Annotated in this window: 19 protein-coding genes; 12 read left to right on the top strand and 7 right to left on the bottom strand. The window is 45.0% G+C overall.

Annotated elements, in window-relative coordinates:
- Nucleotides 1-14 precede the first annotated feature (14 nt).
- Together IDJ77_RS20060 and IDJ77_RS20055 are read left to right on the top strand one after the other, a co-directional pair.
- Nucleotides 15-1,142: an acyltransferase family protein gene (locus IDJ77_RS20060; RefSeq protein WP_191190775.1), complete on the top strand. Its 1,128-nt coding sequence runs from the start codon at nucleotides 15-17 to the stop codon at nucleotides 1,140-1,142.
- An 18-nt stretch (nucleotides 1,143-1,160) separates the two neighbouring features.
- Nucleotides 1,161-4,412 carry a GH92 family glycosyl hydrolase gene (locus IDJ77_RS20055; RefSeq protein WP_191190774.1) on the top strand — a complete coding sequence of 1,084 codons (3,252 nt, stop codon included), beginning with the start codon at nucleotides 1,161-1,163 and terminating at the stop codon, nucleotides 4,410-4,412.
- A gap of 221 nt (nucleotides 4,413-4,633) precedes the next feature.
- On the opposite strand, the gene IDJ77_RS20050 is transcribed toward IDJ77_RS20055, so the two are convergent.
- The 4 genes from IDJ77_RS20050 to IDJ77_RS20035 form a co-directional block, all read right to left on the bottom strand.
- Complete coding sequence (locus IDJ77_RS20050; RefSeq protein WP_191190773.1) at nucleotides 4,634-4,921, bottom strand: hypothetical protein; 288 nt, start codon at nucleotides 4,919-4,921, stop codon at nucleotides 4,634-4,636.
- Nucleotides 4,922-5,105: 184 nt separating this feature from the next.
- Nucleotides 5,106-5,768 (bottom strand): hypothetical protein, encoded by a 663-nt coding sequence (locus tag IDJ77_RS20045; protein ID WP_191190772.1) that lies wholly within the window; start codon nucleotides 5,766-5,768, stop codon nucleotides 5,106-5,108.
- A 73-nt stretch (nucleotides 5,769-5,841) separates the two neighbouring features.
- On the bottom strand, nucleotides 5,842-6,336 hold the full coding sequence (locus IDJ77_RS20040) for an SRPBCC domain-containing protein (RefSeq protein ID WP_191190771.1): 495 nt from the start codon (nucleotides 6,334-6,336) through the stop codon (nucleotides 5,842-5,844).
- Nucleotides 6,337-6,348: 12 nt separating this feature from the next.
- Nucleotides 6,349-6,654, bottom strand: coding sequence for an ArsR/SmtB family transcription factor (locus IDJ77_RS20035; protein ID WP_191190770.1), 306 nt, complete (start codon nucleotides 6,652-6,654; stop codon nucleotides 6,349-6,351).
- A 411-nt stretch (nucleotides 6,655-7,065) separates the two neighbouring features.
- Between IDJ77_RS20035 and IDJ77_RS20030 the strand changes: the two genes are divergently transcribed.
- Nucleotides 7,066-7,467, top strand: a complete 402-nt coding sequence (locus IDJ77_RS20030; protein ID WP_191190769.1) for a hypothetical protein — start codon at nucleotides 7,066-7,068, stop codon at nucleotides 7,465-7,467.
- A gap of 74 nt (nucleotides 7,468-7,541) precedes the next feature.
- Here the strand turns inward: IDJ77_RS20030 and IDJ77_RS20025 are convergent, their stop codons facing one another.
- Nucleotides 7,542-7,889: a DUF7009 family protein gene (locus tag IDJ77_RS20025; protein WP_191190768.1), complete on the bottom strand. Its 348-nt coding sequence runs from the start codon at nucleotides 7,887-7,889 to the stop codon at nucleotides 7,542-7,544.
- Nucleotides 7,843-8,631, bottom strand: coding sequence for a uroporphyrinogen-III C-methyltransferase (gene cobA, locus IDJ77_RS20020; protein ID WP_191190767.1), 789 nt, complete (start codon nucleotides 8,629-8,631; stop codon nucleotides 7,843-7,845). Before cobA ends, IDJ77_RS20025 begins: the two co-directional genes overlap by 47 nt.
- Before the next feature lie 290 nt (nucleotides 8,632-8,921).
- On the opposite strand from cobA, the gene nirB reads away from it, so the two are divergent.
- Together nirB and nirD are read left to right on the top strand one after the other, a co-directional pair.
- The gene (gene nirB, locus IDJ77_RS20015) at nucleotides 8,922-11,417 is read left to right on the top strand and encodes a nitrite reductase large subunit NirB (RefSeq protein WP_191190766.1); all 2,496 of its coding nucleotides are present in this window, start codon (nucleotides 8,922-8,924) and stop codon (nucleotides 11,415-11,417) included.
- A gap of 171 nt (nucleotides 11,418-11,588) precedes the next feature.
- The gene (nirD, locus tag IDJ77_RS20010; protein ID WP_191190765.1) at nucleotides 11,589-11,939 is read left to right on the top strand and encodes a nitrite reductase small subunit NirD; all 351 of its coding nucleotides are present in this window, start codon (nucleotides 11,589-11,591) and stop codon (nucleotides 11,937-11,939) included.
- Here nirD and IDJ77_RS20005 read toward each other — a convergent pair whose 3' ends face one another.
- Nucleotides 11,940-12,635: a Crp/Fnr family transcriptional regulator gene (locus IDJ77_RS20005; RefSeq protein ID WP_191190764.1), complete on the bottom strand. Its 696-nt coding sequence runs from the start codon at nucleotides 12,633-12,635 to the stop codon at nucleotides 11,940-11,942.
- Between the two features lie 426 nt (nucleotides 12,636-13,061).
- Between IDJ77_RS20005 and IDJ77_RS20000 the strand changes: the two genes are divergently transcribed.
- The 7 genes from IDJ77_RS20000 to IDJ77_RS19970 all read left to right on the top strand — a co-directional run bounded on the left by IDJ77_RS20000 (nucleotide 13,062) and on the right by IDJ77_RS19970 (nucleotide 24,027).
- Nucleotides 13,062-14,669: an alginate export family protein gene (locus tag IDJ77_RS20000; RefSeq protein ID WP_191190763.1), complete on the top strand. Its 1,608-nt coding sequence runs from the start codon at nucleotides 13,062-13,064 to the stop codon at nucleotides 14,667-14,669.
- A gap of 26 nt (nucleotides 14,670-14,695) precedes the next feature.
- On the top strand, nucleotides 14,696-15,913 hold the full coding sequence (locus IDJ77_RS19995; protein ID WP_191190762.1) for a CmpA/NrtA family ABC transporter substrate-binding protein: 1,218 nt from the start codon (nucleotides 14,696-14,698) through the stop codon (nucleotides 15,911-15,913).
- A gap of 75 nt (nucleotides 15,914-15,988) precedes the next feature.
- Nucleotides 15,989-16,774 carry an ABC transporter permease gene (locus tag IDJ77_RS19990; RefSeq protein ID WP_191190761.1) on the top strand — a complete coding sequence of 262 codons (786 nt, stop codon included), beginning with the start codon at nucleotides 15,989-15,991 and terminating at the stop codon, nucleotides 16,772-16,774.
- A 25-nt stretch (nucleotides 16,775-16,799) separates the two neighbouring features.
- Complete coding sequence (locus IDJ77_RS19985; protein WP_191190760.1) at nucleotides 16,800-17,672, top strand: ABC transporter ATP-binding protein; 873 nt, start codon at nucleotides 16,800-16,802, stop codon at nucleotides 17,670-17,672.
- A 36-nt stretch (nucleotides 17,673-17,708) separates the two neighbouring features.
- Nucleotides 17,709-19,013 (top strand): MFS transporter, encoded by a 1,305-nt coding sequence (locus IDJ77_RS19980; protein ID WP_191190759.1) that lies wholly within the window; start codon nucleotides 17,709-17,711, stop codon nucleotides 19,011-19,013.
- A gap of 50 nt (nucleotides 19,014-19,063) precedes the next feature.
- Nucleotides 19,064-22,576, top strand: coding sequence for a nitrate reductase (locus IDJ77_RS19975; RefSeq protein WP_191190758.1), 3,513 nt, complete (start codon nucleotides 19,064-19,066; stop codon nucleotides 22,574-22,576).
- A complete protein-coding gene (locus tag IDJ77_RS19970; RefSeq protein WP_191190757.1) occupies nucleotides 22,573-24,027 on the top strand; it encodes a rubredoxin in 1,455 nt (484 codons plus the stop codon). Before IDJ77_RS19975 ends, IDJ77_RS19970 begins: the two co-directional genes overlap by 4 nt.
- Nucleotides 24,028-24,030 lie beyond the last annotated feature (3 nt).

Genomic DNA, 24,030 nt, shown 5'->3' with positions numbered 1-24,030 from the left:
TACATTATATAAGCATGGCTATAGCTGCAGAACGATTTACCGCGCTTGATGTGTTCCGCGGTATTACCATTTGTTTTATGATCATTGTAAATGCGCCTGGTTCAGGTGCTACGGTTTGGGCCCCGCTGGACCATGCCGCATGGTTTGGTTTCACCCCAACAGACCTGGTATTCCCTTCATTTTTATTTGCCGTTGGCAACGCCTTAAGCTTCTCTAAAAAGAAACTGGAAACTGATGCGGCCTTTATCGGCAAGATCCTGAAACGAACTGTTATTATATTCCTGCTGGGTTACCTCATGTACTGGTTTCCATTCTTTCACCGTGTTAATGCAGGCTGGGAGTTTAATGCTTTAGGCCATACACGTATCATGGGTGTTTTGCAGCGGATTGCGCTTTGCTATTTTTTCGGGGCGCTTATTGTACATTACGGTTCCAAAAAAACGGCGGTGATCATAGCCATTTTACTATTAATAGGCTATTGGGTATTTTTAATTCAATTTGGTGAACCGGGTAATATCTATAGCATGCTTGGCAATGCAGGCACGCGGCTGGATATCCTGATCATGGGGAACGAGCATTTATACCATGACAAAGGCGGCCCGATAGCATTTGATCCCGAAGGGCTGCTAAGCACGCTCACCGGCATTGTAAATGTGATAGGCGGCTACCTGGCGGGGGCATTTATCCAGCGGAAAGGTAAAAACTACGAAACAGTTGCCAGGCTATTTATTTGCGGGACCTTGCTTATTGTATTAGCTTTATTTTGGGGGCAGTTTTTCCCGATAGCAAAAAAATTATGGACCAGCTCTTTTACCCTCCTAACCATCGGTATAGACCTGTGTATATTGGGCTTGTTGGTGTATGTAATTGAGATAGAAAAGATAAAACGGGGTGCCGGTTTCTTCCTTACATTCGGTAAAAACTCACTGGCCATTTACCTTTTATCAGAGTTGTTGTTAACCACACTACAGCTGATTTGGGTAGCACCAGGGGTAAGCTTTTACGAATGGATCAACCGGGTGTTTTATCAGCACTTGTTCCCCGGTGCTTTGGGTACGCTGGTATTTGCCATTTGCTACATGCTGCTTTGCTGGCTGGTAGCCTATGCTATGGATAAGAAGAAAATTTACGTTGAAATATAACAGCGTTATCCAAAAAACATGCTAAAATTATTTGCTGCACGTGTACTGTTTATTATTACAGCTACTTTAATGTGGTTTTTTAATGCTGATGCCCAGCAAGGCAATCACCTGCAATATGTAAACCCGCTGATAGGTACAACTAAAAGCAATGTAATTACCAAATGGGGAAACAACGGCGGCACTTATCCCGGTGCGGTTGCACCATCCGGCGCGCTGCAGCTAAGTCCCGAAACCCGTGTTACCGGGGCAAAAGGGTATGACTATGCCGATAGCGCGATTTACTATTTTAGCTGCTTTGGGCACATGAGCGGTTTTCCGGAAGGATCTGCAGGGCGGTTTTGGGTTATGCCGGTAGCTGTTGAGGGGCTTTTTGAAGCCGGCAAAAGCAGCAGGCATTTTTCACATCAGGAGGAAACAGCTACGCCTGGTTATTATAAAGTAACTTTTAATGATAACCATACCACGGCAGAAGCTACAGTTACCGCAAGGGCAGGATTGTTCCGTTTTACTTTTACAGATGGCCAGGCACCGCAGCTCTTTATTGGCGATGCCGGTGAGATGAGCACGCCATCCAAAAGTGTAGTGCGGGCATCAAACCGCAATACCGTTACCAATTTCAGCGAGGCATATCAAGATAAAAAACAGGTAAAAGGCGGCTGGCTGTTCACCTTTAAACCAAACCTTAAAGTAATTGTAATGAAGATGAGTACATCTTCTATCAGCTTGGAGGGTGCACAAAAAAATATCGACCGGGAAATTGGCAGTTTAAATTTTGATGAGATTCGCCAACGCACTCGAAATAACTGGATGAAAGTATTGGCTGTTGCGGATGTAGCTGATAAAAATACGCAGCATAAAACCAGCTTTTACACCGCATTATACCATTCGCTCTTAATCCCCTGGGTAATTGATGATGTTGATGGCCGTTATAAAGGTGCAGACGGATTGGTACACCAAAAAAGCGGTAATAACCAATACGGTGGTTTCTCGCCCTGGGATACCTTTCGTTCGCTGCATCCGCTTTTAACTTTGCTTTATCCGGATAAACAAAATGATGTTATCTTGTCTATGCTGGATATTTATAAGCAAACGGGGCATCTGCCAACAGAATCTATGACGGGTAACCATGCCATCCCCATTATTGTTGACAGCTATTTGAAAGGCATAAACGGCTTTGATAAGCAGTTGGCTTACACCGCCATGAAAAAGAGCGTTATAGAGCCTCCCTTTATGCAGCCGGATTTGGAGCAATATAATCAGATGGGGTATCTTCCTTTTACCCGGTCAGAATCGGTAACCCGTACGGTTGAGTACGCTTATGACGACTGGGCTCTGGCACAATTTGCCGGCAAAACGATGAGCCTGCCATCTGATTACGCCCGGTTACTAAAAATGGGATACAATTACCGCAATTTGTTTAATAAAGATGCATTGTTTATGCTTCCCCGTAATGGTAACCATTGGAAAATAGAACCGGGCATGTCTGGTTATAAAGAGGGCGATAAATGGGTTTACTCTTATTTTGTTCCCCAAAACACCCAGGACCTGATCAACCTGAACGGTGGCGCAAAGGCTTTTACAGCCCGGTTAGATTCGGCTTTAACCAATAACATTATCTTATTTGATAACGAAACCGTATTTCATTTACCCTATTTGTTTAACCAGGCGGGTTATCCGGCTTTAACACAAAAATGGTGCAGGCAATTTATGCTGAACAGGTTTAGTGCCACACCAGGCGGATTGCCCGGCAACGATGACCTCGGTTCTACATCCAGCTGGTATGTTTTTAGTGCCTTGGGTATTTACCCGGTTTGCCCGGGCAGGCCATATTATGCCATTGGCGCCCCAATTTTTGATAAGGTAATCCTCCACCTGCCCAACAGGAAAAACCTTATTATAAAAGCCGACAATGCATCCAACAGTGATTATGTACAGATGGTAAAAGTTAACGGTAAACCATGGCAGCAATTGGTATTACCACACGCTACGCTGATTAACGGCGGTAATATCAATTTTACTATGGGCAGCCATGCAAGTAACTGGCCCATTAACAAAAAACCACAGATATTATCAGAAACCAGGGGTGCCCCGTTTTTTGAGTTATTGAATTACAAGGTAAGTAACAATACAGTTTTGCCTAACCAGCCGCTAATGGTTAAGTTTACGCTGCTGAACACTGGTAGCATGGGCACTAAAAAAGTAACCGTATCTGTTAACGGGCAGGCTTATGCATTTAAAAACTGTTTACTAAAGACTGGGCAGAAACTCACAGATTCTATCCAAATAAGGTTGTTTGCAATCGGTAACGCCAGCTTACAGGTTGATCAGCTTCCAACTGTTTTGGTTAAGGTTAAACAGCCTGATGTAGCCGCAAGCCATGCTTACGCGATAAGCAGTTTAACAGCACTCGCCATGGTTAAAGTGAACGTTGAACAAAAGGTAAGCTACATCATTCAAAATATCGGCGGTGTTACACAGACCTTTAATATCCCGGTGATGTTAGGCAAAGCAGTGTTATTTACGGATAAAATAACCCTTTTTCCAGGTGAAAAAAAGCTAATCAACCATGAGTTTACGGTACACGATACCGGTTTCCAACAACTGCGGATAGATAGCGTAACAATCCGTTTTAAAGTTTATAGCGATGCTCCTGAATCGCTCTTGCTTGATATTTTGCCGGGTAAAAACACAGCTTCTAAGAATATACAAGACAAATCGGGCTTTGGCAACAACGGGATGCTTTTACCGGCTATGAGTAGATTGCCTGAAAGCGATACCGCTGTACTATTTGGCAACAATACCTATGTAGAAGTGCCAAATTCCCCCGCGCTGGATGTGATGGATAAGACGATAACAATGATGGCCTGGGTTAAACCAACAAGCGGCGAAAGCGGATTGGTAGACATATTTACCAAGGGGGATAGCCATGTGCTACAAGTTAACGATGGTAAAACACTCACTTTTTTTGCCGGCGGCTGGGGGCGTGGCGATTGTACGGTACCATTGCCCGCAAACTGGCGGAATGAATGGCACCATATTGCCGGCGTATGTAACGGTAAAACTTTATATGTTTACATTGATGGTGTTTTAAAAGGCACGGCGGTAACAGATGAACCTGCGGATCTTTCCAACAAAAACAAATGGACCCTTGGCCGGAATGAAGAATTCCCGTCAGAAAGGGTATACCATGGCTATATCAGTAAGGCGATGGTATTTAAAGAAGCATTATCCGCCGAAGAAATTACACACATATATATAACATCGAAATAAATAGGACAGAAGAGATCCGTTTTTCTTAAGTGAACAATAATGTTAGATTGATCATCAGTTTCACTGAAACCCCGACCATTTATCATAGGTTGGAGCCTGATCGCAATCTCACATAGAACTGGCCGTCGAAACGCGGTTGTCGGTATTAGTTTTGATCCATTCATCCATCTCCAGTGCTCATTCATTCCGCACAATAATTTGGTTTATAACGCCGGCCAATGCTAAAGAAATTCTAATACCAACTGCCCCCATTCTTCTTCCAAAGATACTTTCGGGCGGGTTTGCCCCGCTCTTCTATACCAGTAATCGGCATTGCCAATATCGCCTTCTTTGCGGTGCACATAAGCGTGCACCCAGGCCGATGCCTGATCTGTAAGATGATCTACCTGCGCGTGCGCCTGATGCCAATCCCCTTTACCATCATACCAAAGGCTTTTTAATTGCGCGGAGAACCTGTCATCTGGCTGGCTTAAATTTAACGATTCTTGAAATTCTGCTAAACTTTTCATTGGGCATTAATTTTTCGGAATAAACCTAAAGGTGTGATTTTTAGGCGAAGTTTTTATCAACCACAGGTAAACTGTAAACTTTCCGTTTATGTTTACAACAAAAAAGCTGCCTTACCTCCGTAAAGCAACTTTAAATTAGTATTCCGTTTCAGCAAGCTCTCACACGTAAAGCAATGAAGTAAGGTTACTGCTTACCGCGCGACATGGCGTCGAGCTCGGCTTTTGATATTTTATCAAAATCGGGCGCTATGCCAAAAGTACCGGCGGGGGCCTTTTGATCAGATACACCGGTTATTACATAATCAGCAGCCGTAAGCACACCATCCGGCCCTGTTTGGAACGATATATATTTGATAGGAGCGCCGCCAATAGCTGCGTAATATTTGTCGATAACAGAAGAAGGCAGCGCTATGTCGTTGGTTATCCAGATATCGTATGTTTTTTTAGTCTTGGTATCTGTTGCCACCACTTTTTTACAGTTGAAACCCGATATCTGTTTCGTTTCGGTTGAAGTAGCAAAAGTAAGTGTTGGGAAACTGCTTAAAACCTGGTCAATTTCGGCAGGTGTATAAATCGCCGCCTTTTTTATATTGGCCGCAGGTACGCTGGCTACAACTGCAAAAAACTTGTAGTTGGCATCTGCCAAAAGCTTAAGGTTTGCCGGGCCGGCAGAAAACAGTGCAGCGGTGGAATCAGGCCTGAAGTATTCCTTCACTTCGATTTCATAGCCGCCCCCGCTTGTTTTAATGGTTAGCAGGCCTTCTGTGTAGCGTTTCTGCGCATTGGCGCTCAAAACAGTTGCCGACAAAACAATGCCAAGAGCAACGCTTAAAAGTTTAATTTTCATTGTATTAATTTTTTTTAGTGGTTTTTATTTGATTATGATTGAGAGAACAATAGGGGCAGGTACAAAATTGCGCCTATTCCGAAGCCAGTAACTCATCCAGATTGCCGAGGCTCGCAGCGGTACCTTCTTTGAAGCCATTTTCCACAAACATTTTCACAGTGGATTCTTCTTCAAAGGTGATCACCGAATCAACCCTTGTTCTATTACCCTCAATCGATATGAATTTAGTGTCCTTATATGATTTTGGCCCGGCTGTAACGGGATTTCCATCGCTATCACAAAACATACCTGTTGTTGAAAAGGCACTGCCGTTTTCTATTGCAGTAAACTCGGCATATACCCAGCGTTTTTGGCCGTCGGTGCCAATCATGGCGTATAGCCATGTTCCACCAATAGTAAAATCCCATGTTTTAGTTTCGGCTGTCCATGGTTTTGGCGCAATCCATTTGTCAATCAGGGCCGGCTCTGTCCATGCTCTCCATACTTTTTCAACAGGCGCGTTAAACTCGCGCGATACATAGATCTTTTTAGCGGCAAGGTCTGTTTCGAACGTGAAATTGTTTGTCATGATTTTTAATTTTTATAAGTCGTTTAATAAGTCATCTAATTGGTTAAAGCTGTCTTCCCACATCTTGCGGAAGCCTTGCAGCCAAACGTCAATCTCTTTCATTTTTTGTGGGTTAAAGTGATAATATATTTCTCTGCCCGTTTTTTTCTGTATCAGCACTTCGCACTCGGTCAGGATCTGGATGTGTTTTGATATGGTTTGTCTGGTACTGTCGAAGTGCTCTGCAACGGCATTGGGCGTCATGGCGCCTAACGCCAGCATACTCAAAATAGCCCTGCGCGTAGGGTCGGCAATGGCCTGGAAAATGTCTCGTCTCATATAATATGCAGTTGATCGACTGCAAATATATATGCAGCCAATCAACTGCGCAAGTTTTTTTGAAAATATTTTTGATGATGATATTTCAGATGCGGGAAGCAATTAGTAACAATAGGCACGCGCGTTACTCTAACTGGCAGTTTTCTCAACCGATACTTTACGCAAATGATCAAAAAATATTCAGTTTTAATAGGGATAGTAATTTCGTTGATCTTAATAATGATAGCGATTTCGCTTTACCCGGGCGGCTCCAGGTTCAATCAGTATTCGGTTGGTTTTGAGTGGTCAAGAAGTTTTATGAGCAACTTGTTTGGAGCCAAAGCGCTAAACGGTGCCGAAAATCCTTCCCGGTTTTGGGCATACGCAGGGATGATCCTCCTGCCAATTACCTATGCTATCTTTTTTATTAACATGGCAAAAAAAATACCAGAAAAAAATGCTGCCGTTATTTTGAAGTATGGCGGTATGTCTAATATTCTTTTTACGTTTTTAACGGTGACATCCTTGCATGACATTATGCTGATCATATCAACCAGCGTGTTTTGGACGTGTTTAATTGTTATCTCTGTTTTTATTTTAAAAACGAAACTTCAGCTGTTCAAGGTAGTTTGTGTGATTTGTATTTTGATCTTCTATTACAGTATATACTTGTGGGGTACAAGCAATTGGAGTTTATTACCCATTGTGCAAAAGGTGAATTTTATCACTTCAACCTTATTGATTTTAGCATTGGAGTATTTTACCAAAAAAGAAGATTTTGCTCATAGCGTAGGCGTAACCAAACAGCCGCAGGCGAGGAAGCCGACAGGGTGAAGAATCAGGTTTATGAATTGATATTATCGGGCTAACAATATCATACGTAGAAAAGGATCGGGCCTATATTTATATCAGCACAATAATGGGTTGGGGTAGTTGTCGCTTTGGTCCTCGGCTACGTTATCCAGGCAAACAAAATCTTTTTCTACTAATAAATACATAGCGTTGTTGGTGCTTTCAAAGCCAACGCGGTCGGTATATGCCCATTCTTCTATCATTTGGTCGGGCATGTGGATGGTTATGGTATTATCCTCAAAAGTTGCCGACAGTGAATTAACCATACCCCGGCGTAGCGCGTACCTGAACACCTGCGTGCCAAAATTGGTGCTTTCTTCTATGAAACCGTTGGTTGCAAGGTTACTTACATCGCCTTTAGTAAGCCTGTACCGCAGCGAATTGCCCTTTATCCTTATCTTCATAACATAATATTTCTTGCGTTTGAACGGTTACCACATCGCCTATTATAATAATGGCCGGGTAGGTTAATTTATGCTGCTCTGCCAGCCACTCCAGATTGCGGGCCATGCCAACAGCGCTGCGCTGGTTTGGCAACGATGCATGCTGGATAATAGCGGCAGGCGTGTTCCCAAAACCGGCATCCACATAGCTTTTAGCTATTTCCGCCAGTTTCTTCATGCCCATATATATCACTACAGTGGCATTGCTTTGCATGGCCAGCTTCAGGTCGGCAGATAGTTTACCATCCTTCTTGGTGCCGGTTATCATCCACACGCTTTCGCTTACCGAGCGGTGTGTGAGGGGGATATCCTCAAAGCCCGATGCCTGCATACTGGTAATACCCGGGATGAAATGTGTTTTAATGCCGTGCTGCCTCGCATAAATGATCTCCTCGAAACCGCGCCCGAAGATGAACGGGTCGCCGCCCTTAAGCCTTACCACCATGCCTTTGGTAAAAGCGTAATGGCGTATCAGTTCGTGTATGTTTTCCTGCGGGGTGTAATCGCCGTAGGGGCGTTTTCCTACATATACCTTTTCGCAGTCTTCGCGGCAAAGGGCCAGTAGTTCGGTATTGGCCAGGTTATCATATAATACTACGTTGGCTTGCTGCAGTATTTTATATCCTTTTACCGTTATCAGGTCAGGGTCGCCCGGACCCGCTCCCAACACAAATAATTCTGGTTTTGGTGATTTATTTTGCATTTTATCAAAAATTAGTGGTAAAAAAGAGCTTTTTATCAATCAATTACTGTGTTTTAATCGCTTTTATAACAAAAATGCAATTAAAATACTTTAAAAACTGATTTAAATTATATTTAATGCTCTAAATTATGAATAATAAAGACAAATTGTATGATTTATTTAATAAAAAATTCAATTTTTATTTCTTTTTGATGATTATTTGAATTATAATTGTGATGTAAATGCATTTAAGGTCGCAGTTTGGTGTATTTAGTTCGGAAAAATTGCTTTAACATTTAAAAAATATCACAATGTCAAAACCAATCATTATTGTTGCAGGCAACGGCATGGTAGGCTATAAGTTTTGCGAAAAATTGTTAGCCCGGTCATCACAGTTCCAGATAATTGTTTTTGGCGAAGAACCCCGCCATGCTTATGATAGGGTGCACCTCAGCGAATACTTCAATGGTAAATCTGCCGACGACCTGTCGCTTTCCACCCACTCGTGGTATGCCGATAATGGTATTACGCTGCACCTGGGCGATCCTATCCAGGAAATTAACCGCGCTCAAAAAACCATTCACTCCTTAAAAGGTGTAACCCTGCATTACGATTACCTGGTATTAGCAACCGGCTCCTCTGCATTTGTACCCGATATCCCGGGGATAGAAAAAGAAGGTGTATTTGTTTACCGTACTATAGAAGACCTGGAATTGATAAAGGCCTGCGCCGCTACCGCAAAATCGGGCGCGGTAATGGGCGGTGGTTTACTTGGGCTGGAGGCTGCCAAGGCGTTGATGGATCTGGGTATTGCCGAGCCACATGTAATTGAGTTTGCGCCAAGGCTGATGCCAAGGCAGATAGATTCGGCAGGGAGTAATATGCTGCAGCTGAAGCTTAACCAATTGGGCTTGCATATCCATTTAAATAAAAGTACCGCCGCCATAGTGGGCGATAAAAAGATAGATGCCCTGCGTTTTAACGATGATAGCTTGCTGGCGGTAGATATGCTGGTGATTTCGGCAGGGATCCGCCCGCGCGATGAGCTGGCAAAACTTGCCGGTTTGCACGTTGGTACCCGCGGAGGCATCATGGTGAACGAAAAAATGCAAACCAGCGACGAGCATATTTACGCCATTGGCGAATGTGCCTTGTACGAAGGGATGATATACGGACTGGTTGCTCCCGGTTATGAGATGGCGGACATTGCCGCTGCGCATATCACCAAAGCCGATAAGTCTTTTTATGGTTACGATATGAGCACCAAGCTAAAGCTCATAGGTGTTGATGTAGCCAGCTTTGGTGATGCCTTTATCACCGAGCCCGATTGCCGTACCATATTGTTTGAGGATACGCATAAAGGTATTTACAAGCGCATTAACATCAGTAACGATGGTAAGCAGCTTTTGGGAGGTATATTAATTGGCGAGGCAGAGGCTTACAATATGCTGCTGCAAACGGTAAATAATAAAATAGTACTGCCACCCGATCCGGAGGACCTTATCTTAGGTTCGCGCGGTGGTGCGGCAAGCGAAGGCGCGGGTGTAATGAACCTGCCCGATGATGCGCTCATCTGCTCTTGCGAAGCCGTTACCAAGGCTGCCATTTGCGGTGCCGTAAACGAACAGGGCATCACCAATATGGATGGCATGAAAAAATGCACCAAAGCTGGTACCGGTTGTGGCGGCTGCGTACCATTGGTGAAGGACCTGATCGCCGGCACTATGAAAGCCAATGGGCAATATATTAAGAATGTGGTATGCGAGCATTTTGATTATTCGCGCCAGGAACTTTTTGACCTGGTGAAGATAAACGGCCTGAAGAATTACGACCTGGTGCTGGATCATTATGGTAAAGGCGATGGCTGCGAAGTTTGTAAGCCGGTTGTTGCCAGCATCCTCTCCAGCCTGTGGAATGATGTAATTGTAAAGCAGGAAGTGATACAGGATAGTAACGACCGCTTTTTGGCCAATATCCAAAAAGGTGGTACATATTCTGTAGTTCCACGCATCCCTGGCGGAGAGATAACGCCTGATAAACTGATCGTGATTGGCCAGGTAGCTAAAAGATATGGGCTTTATACCAAAATAACCGGTGGTCAGCGTATAGATATGTTCGGCGCGCATTTGAATGATCTGCCGGCAATTTGGGAAGAATTGATAGATGCCGGTTTTGAAAGCGGGCACGCCTACGGCAAAGCACTGCGCACAGTTAAAAGCTGTGTGGGTAGCACGTGGTGCCGCTTTGGATTGCACGATAGCGTAACCTTTGCCATCGAAATTGAAGACAGATACAAAGGTATCCGTGCGCCGCACAAAATAAAGGGCGGCGTAAGCGGCTGTGTGCGCGAATGTGCCGAAGCGCAATCCAAAGATTTTGGCATCATTGCTACCGAAAAGGGTTGGAACTTATACGTATGCGGTAATGGCGGCTCTAAACCGCAGCACGCGCAACTGCTGGCTACTGATATAGATAACCAAACCGTTATTAAATACCTCGATCGCTTTTTGATGTTCTATATCAAAACAGCCGATCAGCTTACCCGTACCGCAACCTGGTTAAACAAGCTGGATGGCGGGATGAGTTACCTCAAAAACGTTATCATTAATGATAGCCTGGGTTTGGCTGAACAATTGGAAGAAGAAATGCAGGCCCTGGTAAATACCTACCATTGCGAATGGAAGGAAGTGATAGAAAGCCCGGCTATGCGTAAACGCTTCTCGCATTTTATAAACGCACCCGAAGAAAAAGATCCGCACGCCCAATTCGAACCTATGCGCGAACAGGTGCGGGCCAAAGAGTGGTAGGGATTTAAGTCAAAATTCAACAGTAAAAATAAAAAAAAAAGGTAGTTGAAGACTTAAAAAAGTTTACAAAAGTTTACACAATTTCAAGTGTAAACTTTTAAATAATTGATAATCAATAGATTAAAAACTACCGGGTTAACATGCATTGATGCCTAATAAATATAAAAAATCATGGAAACAACATTAACAACTAACTGGATACTGGCCTGCTATGTGGATGATGTGCCGGATAACGGCGGATCGTGCATTAAGCATGGCGACGAGCAAATTGCCATATTTAATTTTAGCCGCCGCGGCGAATGGTATGCCACCCAAAATCTTTGTCCGCATAAACAGCAGATGGCCCTTTCTCGCGGGATGATAGGCAGTACAGGCGAAAACTGCGAGCCCAAAGTGGCTTGTCCGTTTCATAAAAAAACATTTTCGCTGCTTACCGGCGAATGCCTTGGCGAAGATGATATGGCTATTAAAACCTACCCGGTGAAAGTAGAGAACGGCAGGGTTTTTATAGGGATAGATTAATTACAGGGTACTATCCTGTGTTAAAGCAAAAAGCTTATCTGTATCGGTAATGCTTATTTTTTTACCGTTGGCAATAATGGTGCCTTCCTGTATCATCTCGTTCACCACCCTAAAAACGGTTTCGTAGGTAGCGCCTGCGTAAGAGGCCAGGTCCTGCCGGGTAAGTTCTATATCTACGTGCCCTTCCCCGTTGGTGCCAAACTGCTCTTTAAGAGATATCAACGCCTGTGCTACCCGTCCCTTTACTGGCATGTGCGCCAGGTTGCGCATTTTGCGCTCAGCCTCTTTTAATTCCTCGGCAAAAAACAGCATCAGGTCATAAGTAAAGCCCGGGTTTACTTTCAGTGTGGCCTCAAAAAAATCCATATTCACGTAACATATCAGGCTTTCCTCTAAAGCTGTAGCCGATATAGGGTAATTAGCGGCCTGTTTGCCTAAAACCCTGTGCCCAAAAATAGCGCCCTTATTAGCAAAACGAATGATGAGTTCTTTATCGGGCCCCCACTTCTTATGTACTTTTACATTTCCCTCGTAAACAAAATAGATCCCGGTAACCGGGTCGCCCTCGCTGAAAATTACCTGTCCTTTTTTAGCAACAAAGTTTCTTTTGTTGGCGGCAACTGCTGGCAGCCACTCTTTTATACAGCTTCTGCACAAAAAACAAGACTGGTTATCGCATTGGGTGTTTTTTTTCATTTATAGCTTTTTTGTGCTTTTGGTGGCCTAAATTATGATTAAATGAATGATTATTTGCTGTTTTTAGTGTAAAATATCTGTTAAATATAAGTTATATCATAAATTTTCGTACTAAAATGCATTTTATAGTGCCTTTAAAATTATCAAAACTACATTTTGAGCAATTTTTTGTGATGAAAATTTAGATTTTTACTAAAAAATGGCTTGTTGTATGATTTTAATCATAAAAATTGCTTTTAAAACGATAAAAATTGTATTTAATCATTAATTATGATATATTTATAATAATGAATCGCTCTAAAAACAACAATAGCCGCTGCCTATGATAAAAATAAAAAAATAATAAAAAAGCCCTGCCGGGAGGTCGCATTCCCAGACAGGGTCAAACAGTTTTTAATCGCTTTAACAAATAAAAAACCAAACCAAATGTATAAAAATGTACGTTATAAAATCATAATATTTGCCGTATTTTTAATTTTCGGCTGTTTTCAAATCACCACTGTAAGGGCTCAGTTTAGCCTGGTTGGGCAATTGCGCGCCCGCGCCGAAAGCCGTAACGGTTACGGTAACCTGGTGCCAAACGGCGCAAAAAATGCCAATTTTATTTCGCAGCGCACCCGCTTAAATTTTGGCTACAAATGGGATCTGTTAACCTTTGGCGTTAGCGTGCAGGACATACGGGTGTGGGGGGCGGATGCTTCTACTATATCACTCGCAGATGGAAATCGTTTTATGCTGCACGAAGGCTGGGCAGAGCTAACCCTTGCCAACAAAGCCGATACCAATGTAAGGTTTAAGCTATTGGATATGCTTACCTTAAAAATAGGCAGGCAGGAACTGATCTACGATGATTCGCGCCTTATTGGTAATCTGGACTGGCTGCAGCAGGCGCGCCAGCACGATATGGCCTTATTAAAGGCTATGCACCACGGCTGGCAGGTAGACCTTGGTGTTGCATACAACCAAAACACCGATGCTGCAGGTATAACCAACAGTAATTATCTGCCGGGTAATTTACCTGCGTATATTAAAAACAGTGCGGGTACGCTTGTGCCGCTCCCCGCAGGCATGCTTCCGTTAGCTACTGGCGGCAGCGCGGCAAATAATAGCTCAAAAGCGGGCACGCCCGTGTTTACAAACCCCGCGGGTACCAATGGCGCAACGCAAAACTATAAGTCGTTCACCAGCTTGTACATCAGCAAAAAAATTGACCAAACCAAGCTGTCGATACTGCTCTTCAATGATAATTTTGGTAAATACCGGCTCGATTCGGTAGGGGCCGCCGCCACGGGATATGTTTATGGCCGCCGGTTTGCTCCCAATGGCAGTGCCGATACTTATGACTATGGTATAAACAGGCGCTATACTTATGGTTTAATGCTTAGCCCCACTATTGGCAACGCATCTGGTTTTGGCAAAATTGCTATACAGGCAGCTTACTACCGTCAATCCGGCAAGGACAGAGACGAGAAGAAGATGAACGCGTACCATTATACTATAGCCGCCACCTATCAAAAAGGCCTCTTTAGTATAACACCCGGTTATGATGTAGTTTCGGGTAGCTCAACTTCAGATATTGCCGCAGGTAAAAACAACTCATTCGACCCATTGTACGGCACGCCGCATAAGTTTTGGGGCTACATGGATTATTTTTATGCAGGCACCGGATCGCCTAAGGGCGGGTTGAATAACCCATACCTTAAATTCAAATACACGGCCAACACCTTTGCATTGGGGCTCGATCTGCATTCGTTTTCGCTTAATAAAGATATGAAAAAGGCCGACGGAACAGTTATTGGCAAAAACCTGGGTAAAGAGGCCGACCTGCTTTTTAGCTATACTGCAAACAAGTTTACCAACATAGAGCTGGGTTACTCGCTGATGAAGGGTACCAATAGCCTGCCCTTTGCCAAAGCTCAGGCGGTAAACGATGCTACTGCGGCTACCTTTAATAAAACCGCTACCTGGGCCTATGTGATGATAAAATTCACTCCCGACTTTTTTTACGCTAAGCCGGTTGCCATTAAACAATAATTTAAAAAACATAAAATACCCCTAAAATGAATATATACATACAAAAATATTGCAAGCCCGTATTGTTATGGTGTTTGTGCCTGTTGATACTGGCAAGCGGCGCTGCTGCCAGGCCACCTAAAAGGGTTATTAAACTGGGTTTTATTCCCTTAACAGATTGTGCCCCCCTGGTTATTGCAAAAGAGATGGGCTTTTTTGCAAAGTATGGGGTTGATGTACAACTATCCAAAGAGGCATCGTGGGCGGTGATCCGCGATAAAATTTTAAATGGCGAGCTGGATGCCGCGCATTGCCTGTTCTCCATGCCGTTTTCGGTTTATACAGGTATAGGTGGCAAGGCTGGTTCTGAAATGAAGATAGCCATGATACTAAATAACAACGGGCAGGCCATTACCCTTTCTAAAGATTTTTGCGGGCTGGTTGGCTTCAGGGATCTTAAGAAGGTAGCAGCCGCTATCAAATCTGTAAAAGCACACAAGGAAGTAACCTTTGCCATGACGTTTCCGGGTGGCACACACGATATATGGTTACGCAACTGGCTGGCTGCCTGCGGTGTAAATTCAAAATCGGTAGGTATTATTACCATACCGCCGCCGCAGATGGTAGCTAATATGCGGGTTGATAATATGGAAGGGTTTAGCGTAGGCGAACCATGGAATGGCGTAGCTGCTACCCAGGGTATCGGTTTTACCCAGATCTCCAGCCAGGATATATGGAAAAACCACCCCGAAAAAGCACTGGTAGCCAATAAAGCCTTCGCCGAAACTGATAAGGAAGATCTTAAAAATGTAATGAAAGCCCTTATTGAGGCCTGTAAGTGGCTTGATGTGATGAGCAACCGCAAAAAAGCGGCACTGCTGCTAAGCAAGCCAAACTACGTAAATGCCCCGGTACAGGTAATTGAGGCCCGTTTAATGGGATCTACCGAAATTGGCTGCGATATGGGTGTGCAAAAGTATAAAGACGACTATATGACGTTTTATAATAATGGCATAGTGAATACGCCAAAACTATCGTACGGAATATGGTTTATGGCCCAGTATATGCGCTTTGGTATGATCAGCACAGCGCCCGATTACAACGCAATAGCGCAGAAATTAATTATGGACGATTTGTACACCGAGGTTGCTAAAAGCATGGGTGTCCCCGTACAGGAGGATATGAAACCTTTTAAAACAAACCTGGAAACAATCGTCTTCGACCCGAAGAACCCTGCGCCATATATAGCGGGCTCAAAAAAATAGTTAGTAGTTAATTGAGGTAGATTTTTGCCGGGTGCTGTTTATCCCGGCAAAATTTGCTAAAACACTTAAAATGATATGAAGAATTTATTTTCAATAAAAACGGCGGTGTCGGTAGGGTATTTTGTGGCCGGAATGGTAATTATGGGCGGTATTTGGGCTCTGATAGCCAAACTTACCAAGAACGAGATACCTACTCCGCTGGCTACCTGGGCGGTATTTAAAGAGGTAATACAGCAACCTTTTCAAAACGATGCCGACCAGAAGGGGATCATGACCAAGTTACTAAGCTCGCTCGCCAGGGTGGGTATTGGTTTTGGCTTAGGCAGCCTGTTTGCCATTCCCATTGGGCTTATGATGGGCAGCAGCAAAATTGCCATGCGCATTATTAACCCTATGGTGCAAATTTTAAAGCCTGTTTCGCCACTTGCCTGGTTTCCGCTGGGCCTGGCCATTTTTCAGGACTCGCCAAAGGCAAGTATCTTCATGATATTTATATGCTGTATATGGCCAACCTTAATAAACGCCGCTTTTGGCGCATCCAGTATCCCGCAGGATCATAAAAACGTAAGCAAAGCCTTCGGTTTTTCTACCTGGAGCTACCTCAGCAAAATACTATTGCCCTTTAGTTTGCCGCATATTATCACCGGGCTCAGGCTATCTATAGGTATTGCCTGGATGGTTATAGTTGCCGGCGAAATGTTATCGGGCGGAATAGGGCTGGGCAATTTTGTTTGGGAAGAAGGCTTTAACGGGGGCAGCGTAGCCAAAATTTTGGTGGCTATAATTATCATAGGCATAGTAGGCTCCCTGCTTGATGTGTGTTTTACCTGGCTGCAAAAGAAATTCTCGTACGCGGTTTAAAAATCATTATTTAAAAGTGTAATTTATGAGTAATACATCAACAATATCACTATCAGACGAAGGCGTTTCGGTAGTTGACGAACACCTTTTGGATCAGGATACTAAACCGGTAAGCATTCAAATAAATAATGTAACCGTAAGCTTTAAAACGCCGAAAGGTATATACACTGCCGTAAAGGAGATTGATCTGACGGTACGGAAAGGCGAAATAGTGGCATTGATAGGCCACTCGGGTTGTGGTAAATCAACCCTGATGAGTACCATAAGCGGCATGGTAAAACCTACCAGTGGCGAGGTATATGCTAACGGCAAAAAAGTAACCTCACCCGGCCCCGACAGGGGGATAGTTTTTCAAAACTATTCGTTATTGCCATGGCTTACGGTTTACAGAAATATTTATGTTGCCGTTGATGCAGCCTTGAAAGATAAAACAGCTGCCGAAAAAACAGCACTGGTTGAAACCAACCTAAAAATGGTTAACTTATGGGAGCATAAAGATAAATTACCGGGCCAGCTATCAGGCGGTATGAAACAGCGGGTGGCCATAGCGCGTGCTTTTTCCATCAACCCTAAAATACTATTGCTTGATGAGCCCTTCGGCGCGCTTGATGCTTTAACAAAAAGCAGCATGCACATCGAATTATTAAAGCTTTGGGTGATGGATGACAGGCAAAAAACCATCATTATGGTTACGCATGATATTGAAGAGGCCATATTTTTATCAGACAGGGTAGTGGTGATGAATAACGGCCCGGCGGCTACCATCAAAGAAATTGTTGATATACCGCTTAGCCGCCCCCGTAATAAAAAAGACATTGTTCACGACCCTGCGTATATCCAGATACACGATAAACTCTTAAATCTGTTGATAGATAAGTTTTCTATTGCTGATTTATAACAGGCGCATTAATATAAAAAACCAAATAGCTCAATCATGAATCAAACAGGAAAACAACTTACCAAACTCAACATATTTTCGCTTACAGGCGTGCAAATGCGCACTTTCCATACCACCTGGCTTATGTTTTTTGTGTGCTTTTTTGGCTGGTTCGGCCTGGCGCCATTAATGCCAACTATCCGCGCCGAACTGCATTTAACAAAAGGGCAGGTGGGTAATACCATCATCGCATCGGTAGCTGCTACCATCATCGCCCGCCTGATCATTGGCAAGCTTTGCGATACCTGGGGGCCGCGTAAAACAGCTGTACGTTTATTGCTTGTTGGCTGCCTGCCGGTGTTTTTAGTTGGATTAGCGCACGATTATACTTCCTTCCTGTTGTTCAGACTGGCTATTGGCGTTATCGGGGCATCGTTTGTAATTACCCAGTTTCATACCTCTATGATGTTTGCACCAAATATAAAAGGTACTGCAAACGCGGTAACCGGCGGTTGGGGTAATCTGGGCGGCGGTGTAACCAATATGGTAATGCCCTTAATTTTTGCCGCTATCGTAGGTTTTGGTTATACCAAGGCAGAGGCATGGCGCTACGCGATGATCGTACCTGGTGCTATGATGCTGCTTATTGCTTTATTATACTGGAAATACACCAAAGATACCCCTGAGGGCAACTACGACGAGGTTGGCTATACTAAAGCAAACTCTGCCAAAACCGATTGGTCGGTATTAGCAGACTGGCGCATATGGGCGCTTACCCTTGCCTATGCCATGTGCTTTGGTATGGAGATCACGTTTGATAACGTGGCCTCGCTGCACTTTGTAGATACCTTTAAGCTCTCGCAAAGCTCGGCGGGTTTCTGGGCCGGCATCTTCGGTTTCATGAACATTTTTGCACGTGCGCTGGGCGGTATAGTATCAGACAAAGTAGGCGGCAAATTTGGTATGCGCGGAAAAGGCCTGTTGCTGGCCGGCGTACTGTTGCTGGAAGGTGCGGGGCTGGTGCTGTTTGCTCACTCGGGTTCGTTGGTGATGGCTATTGTTACCATGCTTACGTTCGCGCTGTTCCTCAAAATGTCTAACGGGGCCACTTATGGTATTGTGCCTTTTGTAAACGCTAAAAACGTAGGGCTGGTAAGCGGTATTGTTGGCGCTGGCGGCAACCTGGGCGGCATGATGTTCGGCTTTTTATTCAAGTCGGAATCTATTACTTACGTGCAGGCCTTTACCTATATCGGTTACGCGGTTATCGCGGTATCGGTAATAGTGCTTATCACCCGATTTCAAAAACAACCATTGCCTAAACAGGCCGAAGAGCCTGCTTTAGAGGCAAGCATGGCATAAAGAAATTAAAAAGAGGCTTTTAGCTTTCAGCCTTCAGCTCAAAAATAACAATGGTCAAAACAAAACTATCCGCTCATACACAAAAAAGTACCTGCTGCTATTGCGGAGTGGGTTGCGGCGTTGTTATCAATAAGCAAAAAAACGGTAGTATCACTTTGGAGGGTGACAAAACCCACCCGGTAAATAAAGGGATGCTTTGCAGCAAGGGGCTAAATCTGCATTACACCGTTAACGATAAAACCGACAGGCTGCTGCACCCGCAAATGCGTTACAGCAAAAGCATGCCTATGCAAAGGGTAAGCTGGGATGATGCACTGGCACGTACGGCAGCCGTTTTTAAAACCTTCATCCAAAAGTACGGCCCCGATTCGGTGGCCTTTTATGCCTCGGGGCAATGCCTCACCGAGGAGTATTACGTGGTGAATAAGCTAATGAAGGGCTTCATCGGCAGTAATAATATCGATACCAATTCGCGCTTGTGTATGAGCAGCGCGGTGGCCGCCTATAAAATAGCCTTGGGCGAGGACAGTGTACCTGTTTGTTATGACGATATTGAACTGGCCGATTGCTTTTATGTAACCGGTGCCAACCCTGCCTGGTGCCACCCCATTTTATGGCGAAGGGTAGAGGCACATAAAGCAGCCAACCCCGATGTAAAGATCATCGTGGTAGATCCGCGCACTACCGATACCTGTGGCATTGCCGATTTGCACCTGCAGCTAAACCCCGGCACCGATATTACCCTTAACCATGCCATTGGCCGTGTACTGATAGAAAATGGCGATATCGACCTTGATTTTATTACCAACCACGCCGATGGTTTTGAGCAATACAGTCGGCTGGTATTTGAGCGCAGTTTGGCCGAAGCAGCACAGATCTGCGGCGTAGCCGAACATGACATTCGCCTTGCCGCCCAATACATCGGGCAGGCCAAAGGCTTTATCTCCATGTGGACGATGGGGCTTAACCAGAGCACCATAGGGGTAAACAAAAATTTAAGCCTTATAAACCTCAATTTAATAACCGGGCACATTGGTAAGCCGGGCTCGGGCCCGCTATCATTAACCGGGCAGCCAAATGCCATGGGCGGGCGCGAAGTTGGCGGATTAGCCAACCTGCTGCCTGCTCATCGCAACCTGGCCAACCCGCTGCACCGGGCCGAGGTACAAAAATTTTGGGGCGGAACAGAAATTGCCGCCAAGCCCGGTCTCACCGCTACCGAAATGTTCGAGGCGCTGAATGATGGCCGCTTAAAGGCCATCTGGATCATGTGTACCAACCCGCTCGCCAGTTTGCCCAATGTGCGTTTGGCCGAGGAGGCCCTCAAAAAAGCGAAGTTTGTGGTAGTGCAGGAGGTTAGCAATAAGCCAGAAACTTTGGCTTATGCCGATGTGATACTCCCCGCCGCTGCCTGGGCCGAAAAGGAAGGCACCATGACCAATTCCGAACGGCGCATTAGTTATTTGGAGAAGATCTTGGACGCACCCGGCGAAGCTTTACCCGATAGCGAGATCATTTGCCGCTTTGCGCAAAAAATGGGCTATAAAGGCTTCGATTTTAAAAACGCAGCCGAAATTTATGCTGAGCATGCCAAACTCACCGCAAAAACAACGATCGATATCAGCGGATTGAGTTATGAGATATTAAAACAACAGGGCACGGTACAATGGCCCTATAAAACCAAAAAGGCCGGTGCAGGCTCCCAGCGCTTATTTACCGATAAGCGCTTTTATACCGAAAATAAGAACGCCCTCATCAGCGCCGTGCCCGATGCCCTCAACAGTGAGCTTCCGGATAGCAACTACCCTTTTATCCTCACAACCGGCCGCATCCGCGATCAGTGGCACACCATGAGCAAAACAGGTAAGGTTAATAAGCTGAACCAGCATATTAAGCAGGCGTTTTTAGAGATCAACCCGCTGGATGCCGCGCAACTGGGTATCAGGGAAGGAGAGGTAACCGTTATCACATCCCGCAGGGGCGAGGTAAGGGTGAAGGCAAAGCTATCCGCAGAAATAAAACAGGGCGTAGTATTTATGCCGATGCATTGGGGTAAAATATTGGGCAACGACCTTAACCGCGTAAACAACTTAACCAATGATGCGGTAGACCCCATTTCCAAAGAACCCGATCTTAAATATTGCGCGGTAAGCGTTCAAAAATACAAAAAACCGTTCCAACGCATCGTGGTGGTTGGGGCCGGGGCGGGAGCCTACGGTTTCGTAAAATCGTACCGCGAACTGAATAAGGACGACGAGATCACTATTTTTAGTAAAGAAGATTTTCCTTTCTACAACCGGGTAATGCTGCCCGATTATATCAGCGGCGAACAACGCTGGGAACAATTGGTGAAAATGACCGATGAGGAAGAACCAGGCTACAACATCCGTTTGCTGCGCGGTGTAAGTGTGGAAAAGATAGACCGCGCCAACAAGTTTGTTATTGATAGCCGCGGCGTAAAAACTTATTACGATGTCCTGTTGCTGGCTACTGGCAGCCGGGCAGCCATCCCCAAAAATGTGCCATCCCTGCCGGGTATCTTCAGTATGCGTAACCGCAACGATGCCGATAACTTTAAAAAGCACGTGCCCAAAGGCGGGCATGTTGTGATTGTGGGCGGTGGTTTGTTGGGGCTGGAAATGGCCGCCTCGCTCCGCGAAATTGGCATCACCATTACCATTATCCAGCGTACCTCCAGGTTTTTAAACCGGCAACTGGATGAGTTGGGTAGCCGCCTGCTGCACGAGGAAATGGCCGACCAGGGCTGCGATATTTTTTATGACGACGAAGTGCAACTGTTCTTCGGTCGCTCCAAACTAACCGGTATAGGTTTACGGAGCGGACGTAAAATAAACTGCGACGCGATGATACTGGCCATAGGTACCACGCCCAATCTGGAGATAGCCAAAGACTGCGGACTGGATTGCAAGCGGGGCGTTTTGGTGAACGAACGCCTGCTCACCAGCGACCCATCCATCTATGCCATTGGCGAGATAGCCGAGTTTAACGGAACACTATACGGCATCACCGCAGCCGCCGAGCAACAGGCAGAAGTGGTTGCCGCATATATGAACGGCGATATTGCCAGCTATTACAAAGGCAGCCTGTTTATGAATATCATCAAGATCCACGGGTTCGATCTGTGCAGCATTGGCCTCTCGGATTGCCCGGATGATAAGGATTACGAGGAGATCGTGTTTATTGATAAGGCCAAGCGCTACTATAAAAAATGCATCATCCACCAGGATAAATTAGTGGGCACTATTTTGATAGGCGATAAGAGCGAGTTTTTGGAGTTTAAGGAACTTATCGCCAATAAAACCGAACTAAGCGACAAACGCCTTAAGCTGCTCCGCAGCGGCAAAACTGCCGAGCCGGTTTTAGGCAAGCTGGTTTGCAGCTGTAATAATGTGGGCGCGGGTAATATCCGCAACAAAATTGAGGCAGGCTGCGATAATCTCGCCAGCCTTTGCACGGCTACAGGTGCCGGCATGGGTTGCGGCAGCTGTAAGCCGGAGGTAAAACGATTATTGGAAGAAATGCAAACGGTAAGTGCGGTATGAACAATAAAAAGCAAATTAAGATAAACCTGCCCGGTGGGGTAGTTGCTGCCGGCGACTTATACGAAATTTTGGTATTGGCGCAAAATGCCGGTGCCACGCACATTAGGTTTGGCAACCGCCAGCAATTGTATTTTGAGATAGATGGTCATGAACTGGATGCCCTGGATATTGAACTGTTTAATGCAGGTATTGATTATGAGGCGAATGCCGCCGAGTACCCCAACATTGTAAGCTCCTACATTGCCGATGGTATTTTTAACCAAGAAAACTGGCTAAAGGAGGGCGTTTACAAAGATATTTTCGATCTCTTCGATTACAAGCCGCTGCTGAAAATAAACATTGTAGATGGCAGCCAAACCTTTGCGCCGTTTTTTACCGGCAATCTTAATTTTATAGCTTCATCGGTAAGTAATTACTGGTATTTGCAGATCAGGTATCCTAAAACTAATATTGTTTATAGCTGGCCATCTTTGATCTATTCTGAGGATATCCCTGCGATAGCCAAGGTGATAGAGGAGGTAATATTTGCCAATAAGCAACAGTTTTATGATCAGCCTGAGATTGATTCTTCCTTATTGCATCAGCTGGTATCGGCAGATCGCGATTTTGTGATCCAACAGATAGAGCAGCCCTTAAAACTGCCCGATTTTCAGTTGCCCTACTACGAAGGTTTCAATAAGCAGGGCAACAAATACTGGCTGGGCATATACCGCCGCGATGAATTGTTTGCTATTGAACTGCTGATGGAGATTTGTAATTTATGTATGCAAACCCGCATAGGGCAGTTGTACATCAGTCCCTGGAAATCTTTACTGATTAAAAATATAGAGCCTGCCGACCGCCCTTTATGGGGTAATATCCTTAATAAATACCGGGTGAACATCCGCCATGCCTCCAACGAATTGAACTGGCAGGTGGAGGACCTTTGCCGCCAGTGCCTGCAATTGAAGCAACAATTGGTTCGCGAATTTGAGGAGGCCGACCTGCGCACTTACCGCCTTAGCTTTGTGGTGAAACGCTCGCCCAAATCGGGACTGTACGGCTCTATCATTATCCGCGACCGCGGGAACGATCTGTACGAAATAGCGCATACACAGGATTTTAACCCCAATACCAAAGAAGTTGTGGTATACCGGCAAGGGGTATCGGCCAACGAGCTCAGCATACACCTGATGGCACTTTGCAGCGACTTTTATGCCAGGCAAAGTATGGAATTAAAACCTGCCGCTGTTATGGTGACCGAAGCGCCACAAATTGATGGCATTACCGTACACCAATGCAGCGATTGCCTGACTATTTACGATGAGGCTTATGGTGATGAACACAACGGGATACCACCGGGCGTGCCATTTGCCGGTTTGCTTAGCTACGAGTGCCCGGTTTGCGGCTCATCAAAAGACACGTTTAAGCCGGTTTTGATGGAAGGGAACAAATTCGCGCATACCGCTTAGCCC

Source organism: Mucilaginibacter pankratovii (assembly GCF_014773265.1).
GTDB classification, from domain to species: Bacteria; Bacteroidota; Bacteroidia; order Sphingobacteriales; family Sphingobacteriaceae; genus Mucilaginibacter; species Mucilaginibacter pankratovii.
The sequence above is the reverse complement of the archived record's forward strand: the minus strand, read 5'-3'. Positions and strand labels throughout refer to the sequence as shown.

Excerpts from the sequence above, each read along its gene's own strand:
- IDJ77_RS19980 (WP_191190759.1), top strand. The coding sequence starts at position 17,709 with ATGAATCAAACAGGAAAACAACTTACCAAACTCAACATATTTTCGCTT.
- IDJ77_RS19970 (WP_191190757.1), top strand. The coding sequence starts at position 22,573 with ATGAACAATAAAAAGCAAATTAAGATAAACCTGCCCGGTGGGGTAGTT.
- IDJ77_RS20055 (WP_191190774.1), top strand. The coding sequence starts at position 1,161 with ATGCTAAAATTATTTGCTGCACGTGTACTGTTTATTATTACAGCTACT.
- IDJ77_RS20030 (WP_191190769.1), top strand. The coding sequence starts at position 7,066 with ATGGCAAAAAAAATACCAGAAAAAAATGCTGCCGTTATTTTGAAGTAT.
- IDJ77_RS20040 (WP_191190771.1), bottom strand. The coding sequence starts at position 6,336 with ATGACAAACAATTTCACGTTCGAAACAGACCTTGCCGCTAAAAAGATC.
- cobA (WP_191190767.1), bottom strand. The coding sequence starts at position 8,631 with ATGCAAAATAAATCACCAAAACCAGAATTATTTGTGTTGGGAGCGGGT.
- IDJ77_RS20025 (WP_191190768.1), bottom strand. The coding sequence starts at position 7,889 with ATGAAGATAAGGATAAAGGGCAATTCGCTGCGGTACAGGCTTACTAAA.
- IDJ77_RS20005 (WP_191190764.1), bottom strand. The coding sequence starts at position 12,635 with ATGAAAAAAAACACCCAATGCGATAACCAGTCTTGTTTTTTGTGCAGA.
- nirB (WP_191190766.1), top strand. The coding sequence starts at position 8,922 with ATGTCAAAACCAATCATTATTGTTGCAGGCAACGGCATGGTAGGCTAT.
- IDJ77_RS20050 (WP_191190773.1), bottom strand. The coding sequence starts at position 4,921 with ATGAAAAGTTTAGCAGAATTTCAAGAATCGTTAAATTTAAGCCAGCCA.
- IDJ77_RS20035 (WP_191190770.1), bottom strand. The coding sequence starts at position 6,654 with ATGAGACGAGACATTTTCCAGGCCATTGCCGACCCTACGCGCAGGGCT.
- nirD (WP_191190765.1), top strand. The coding sequence starts at position 11,589 with ATGGAAACAACATTAACAACTAACTGGATACTGGCCTGCTATGTGGAT.
- IDJ77_RS19975 (WP_191190758.1), top strand. The coding sequence starts at position 19,064 with ATGGTCAAAACAAAACTATCCGCTCATACACAAAAAAGTACCTGCTGC.
- IDJ77_RS20000 (WP_191190763.1), top strand. The coding sequence starts at position 13,062 with ATGTATAAAAATGTACGTTATAAAATCATAATATTTGCCGTATTTTTA.
- IDJ77_RS20045 (WP_191190772.1), bottom strand. The coding sequence starts at position 5,768 with ATGAAAATTAAACTTTTAAGCGTTGCTCTTGGCATTGTTTTGTCGGCA.
- IDJ77_RS19990 (WP_191190761.1), top strand. The coding sequence starts at position 15,989 with ATGAAGAATTTATTTTCAATAAAAACGGCGGTGTCGGTAGGGTATTTT.
- IDJ77_RS19985 (WP_191190760.1), top strand. The coding sequence starts at position 16,800 with ATGAGTAATACATCAACAATATCACTATCAGACGAAGGCGTTTCGGTA.
- IDJ77_RS20060 (WP_191190775.1), top strand. The coding sequence starts at position 15 with ATGGCTATAGCTGCAGAACGATTTACCGCGCTTGATGTGTTCCGCGGT.
- IDJ77_RS19995 (WP_191190762.1), top strand. The coding sequence starts at position 14,696 with ATGAATATATACATACAAAAATATTGCAAGCCCGTATTGTTATGGTGT.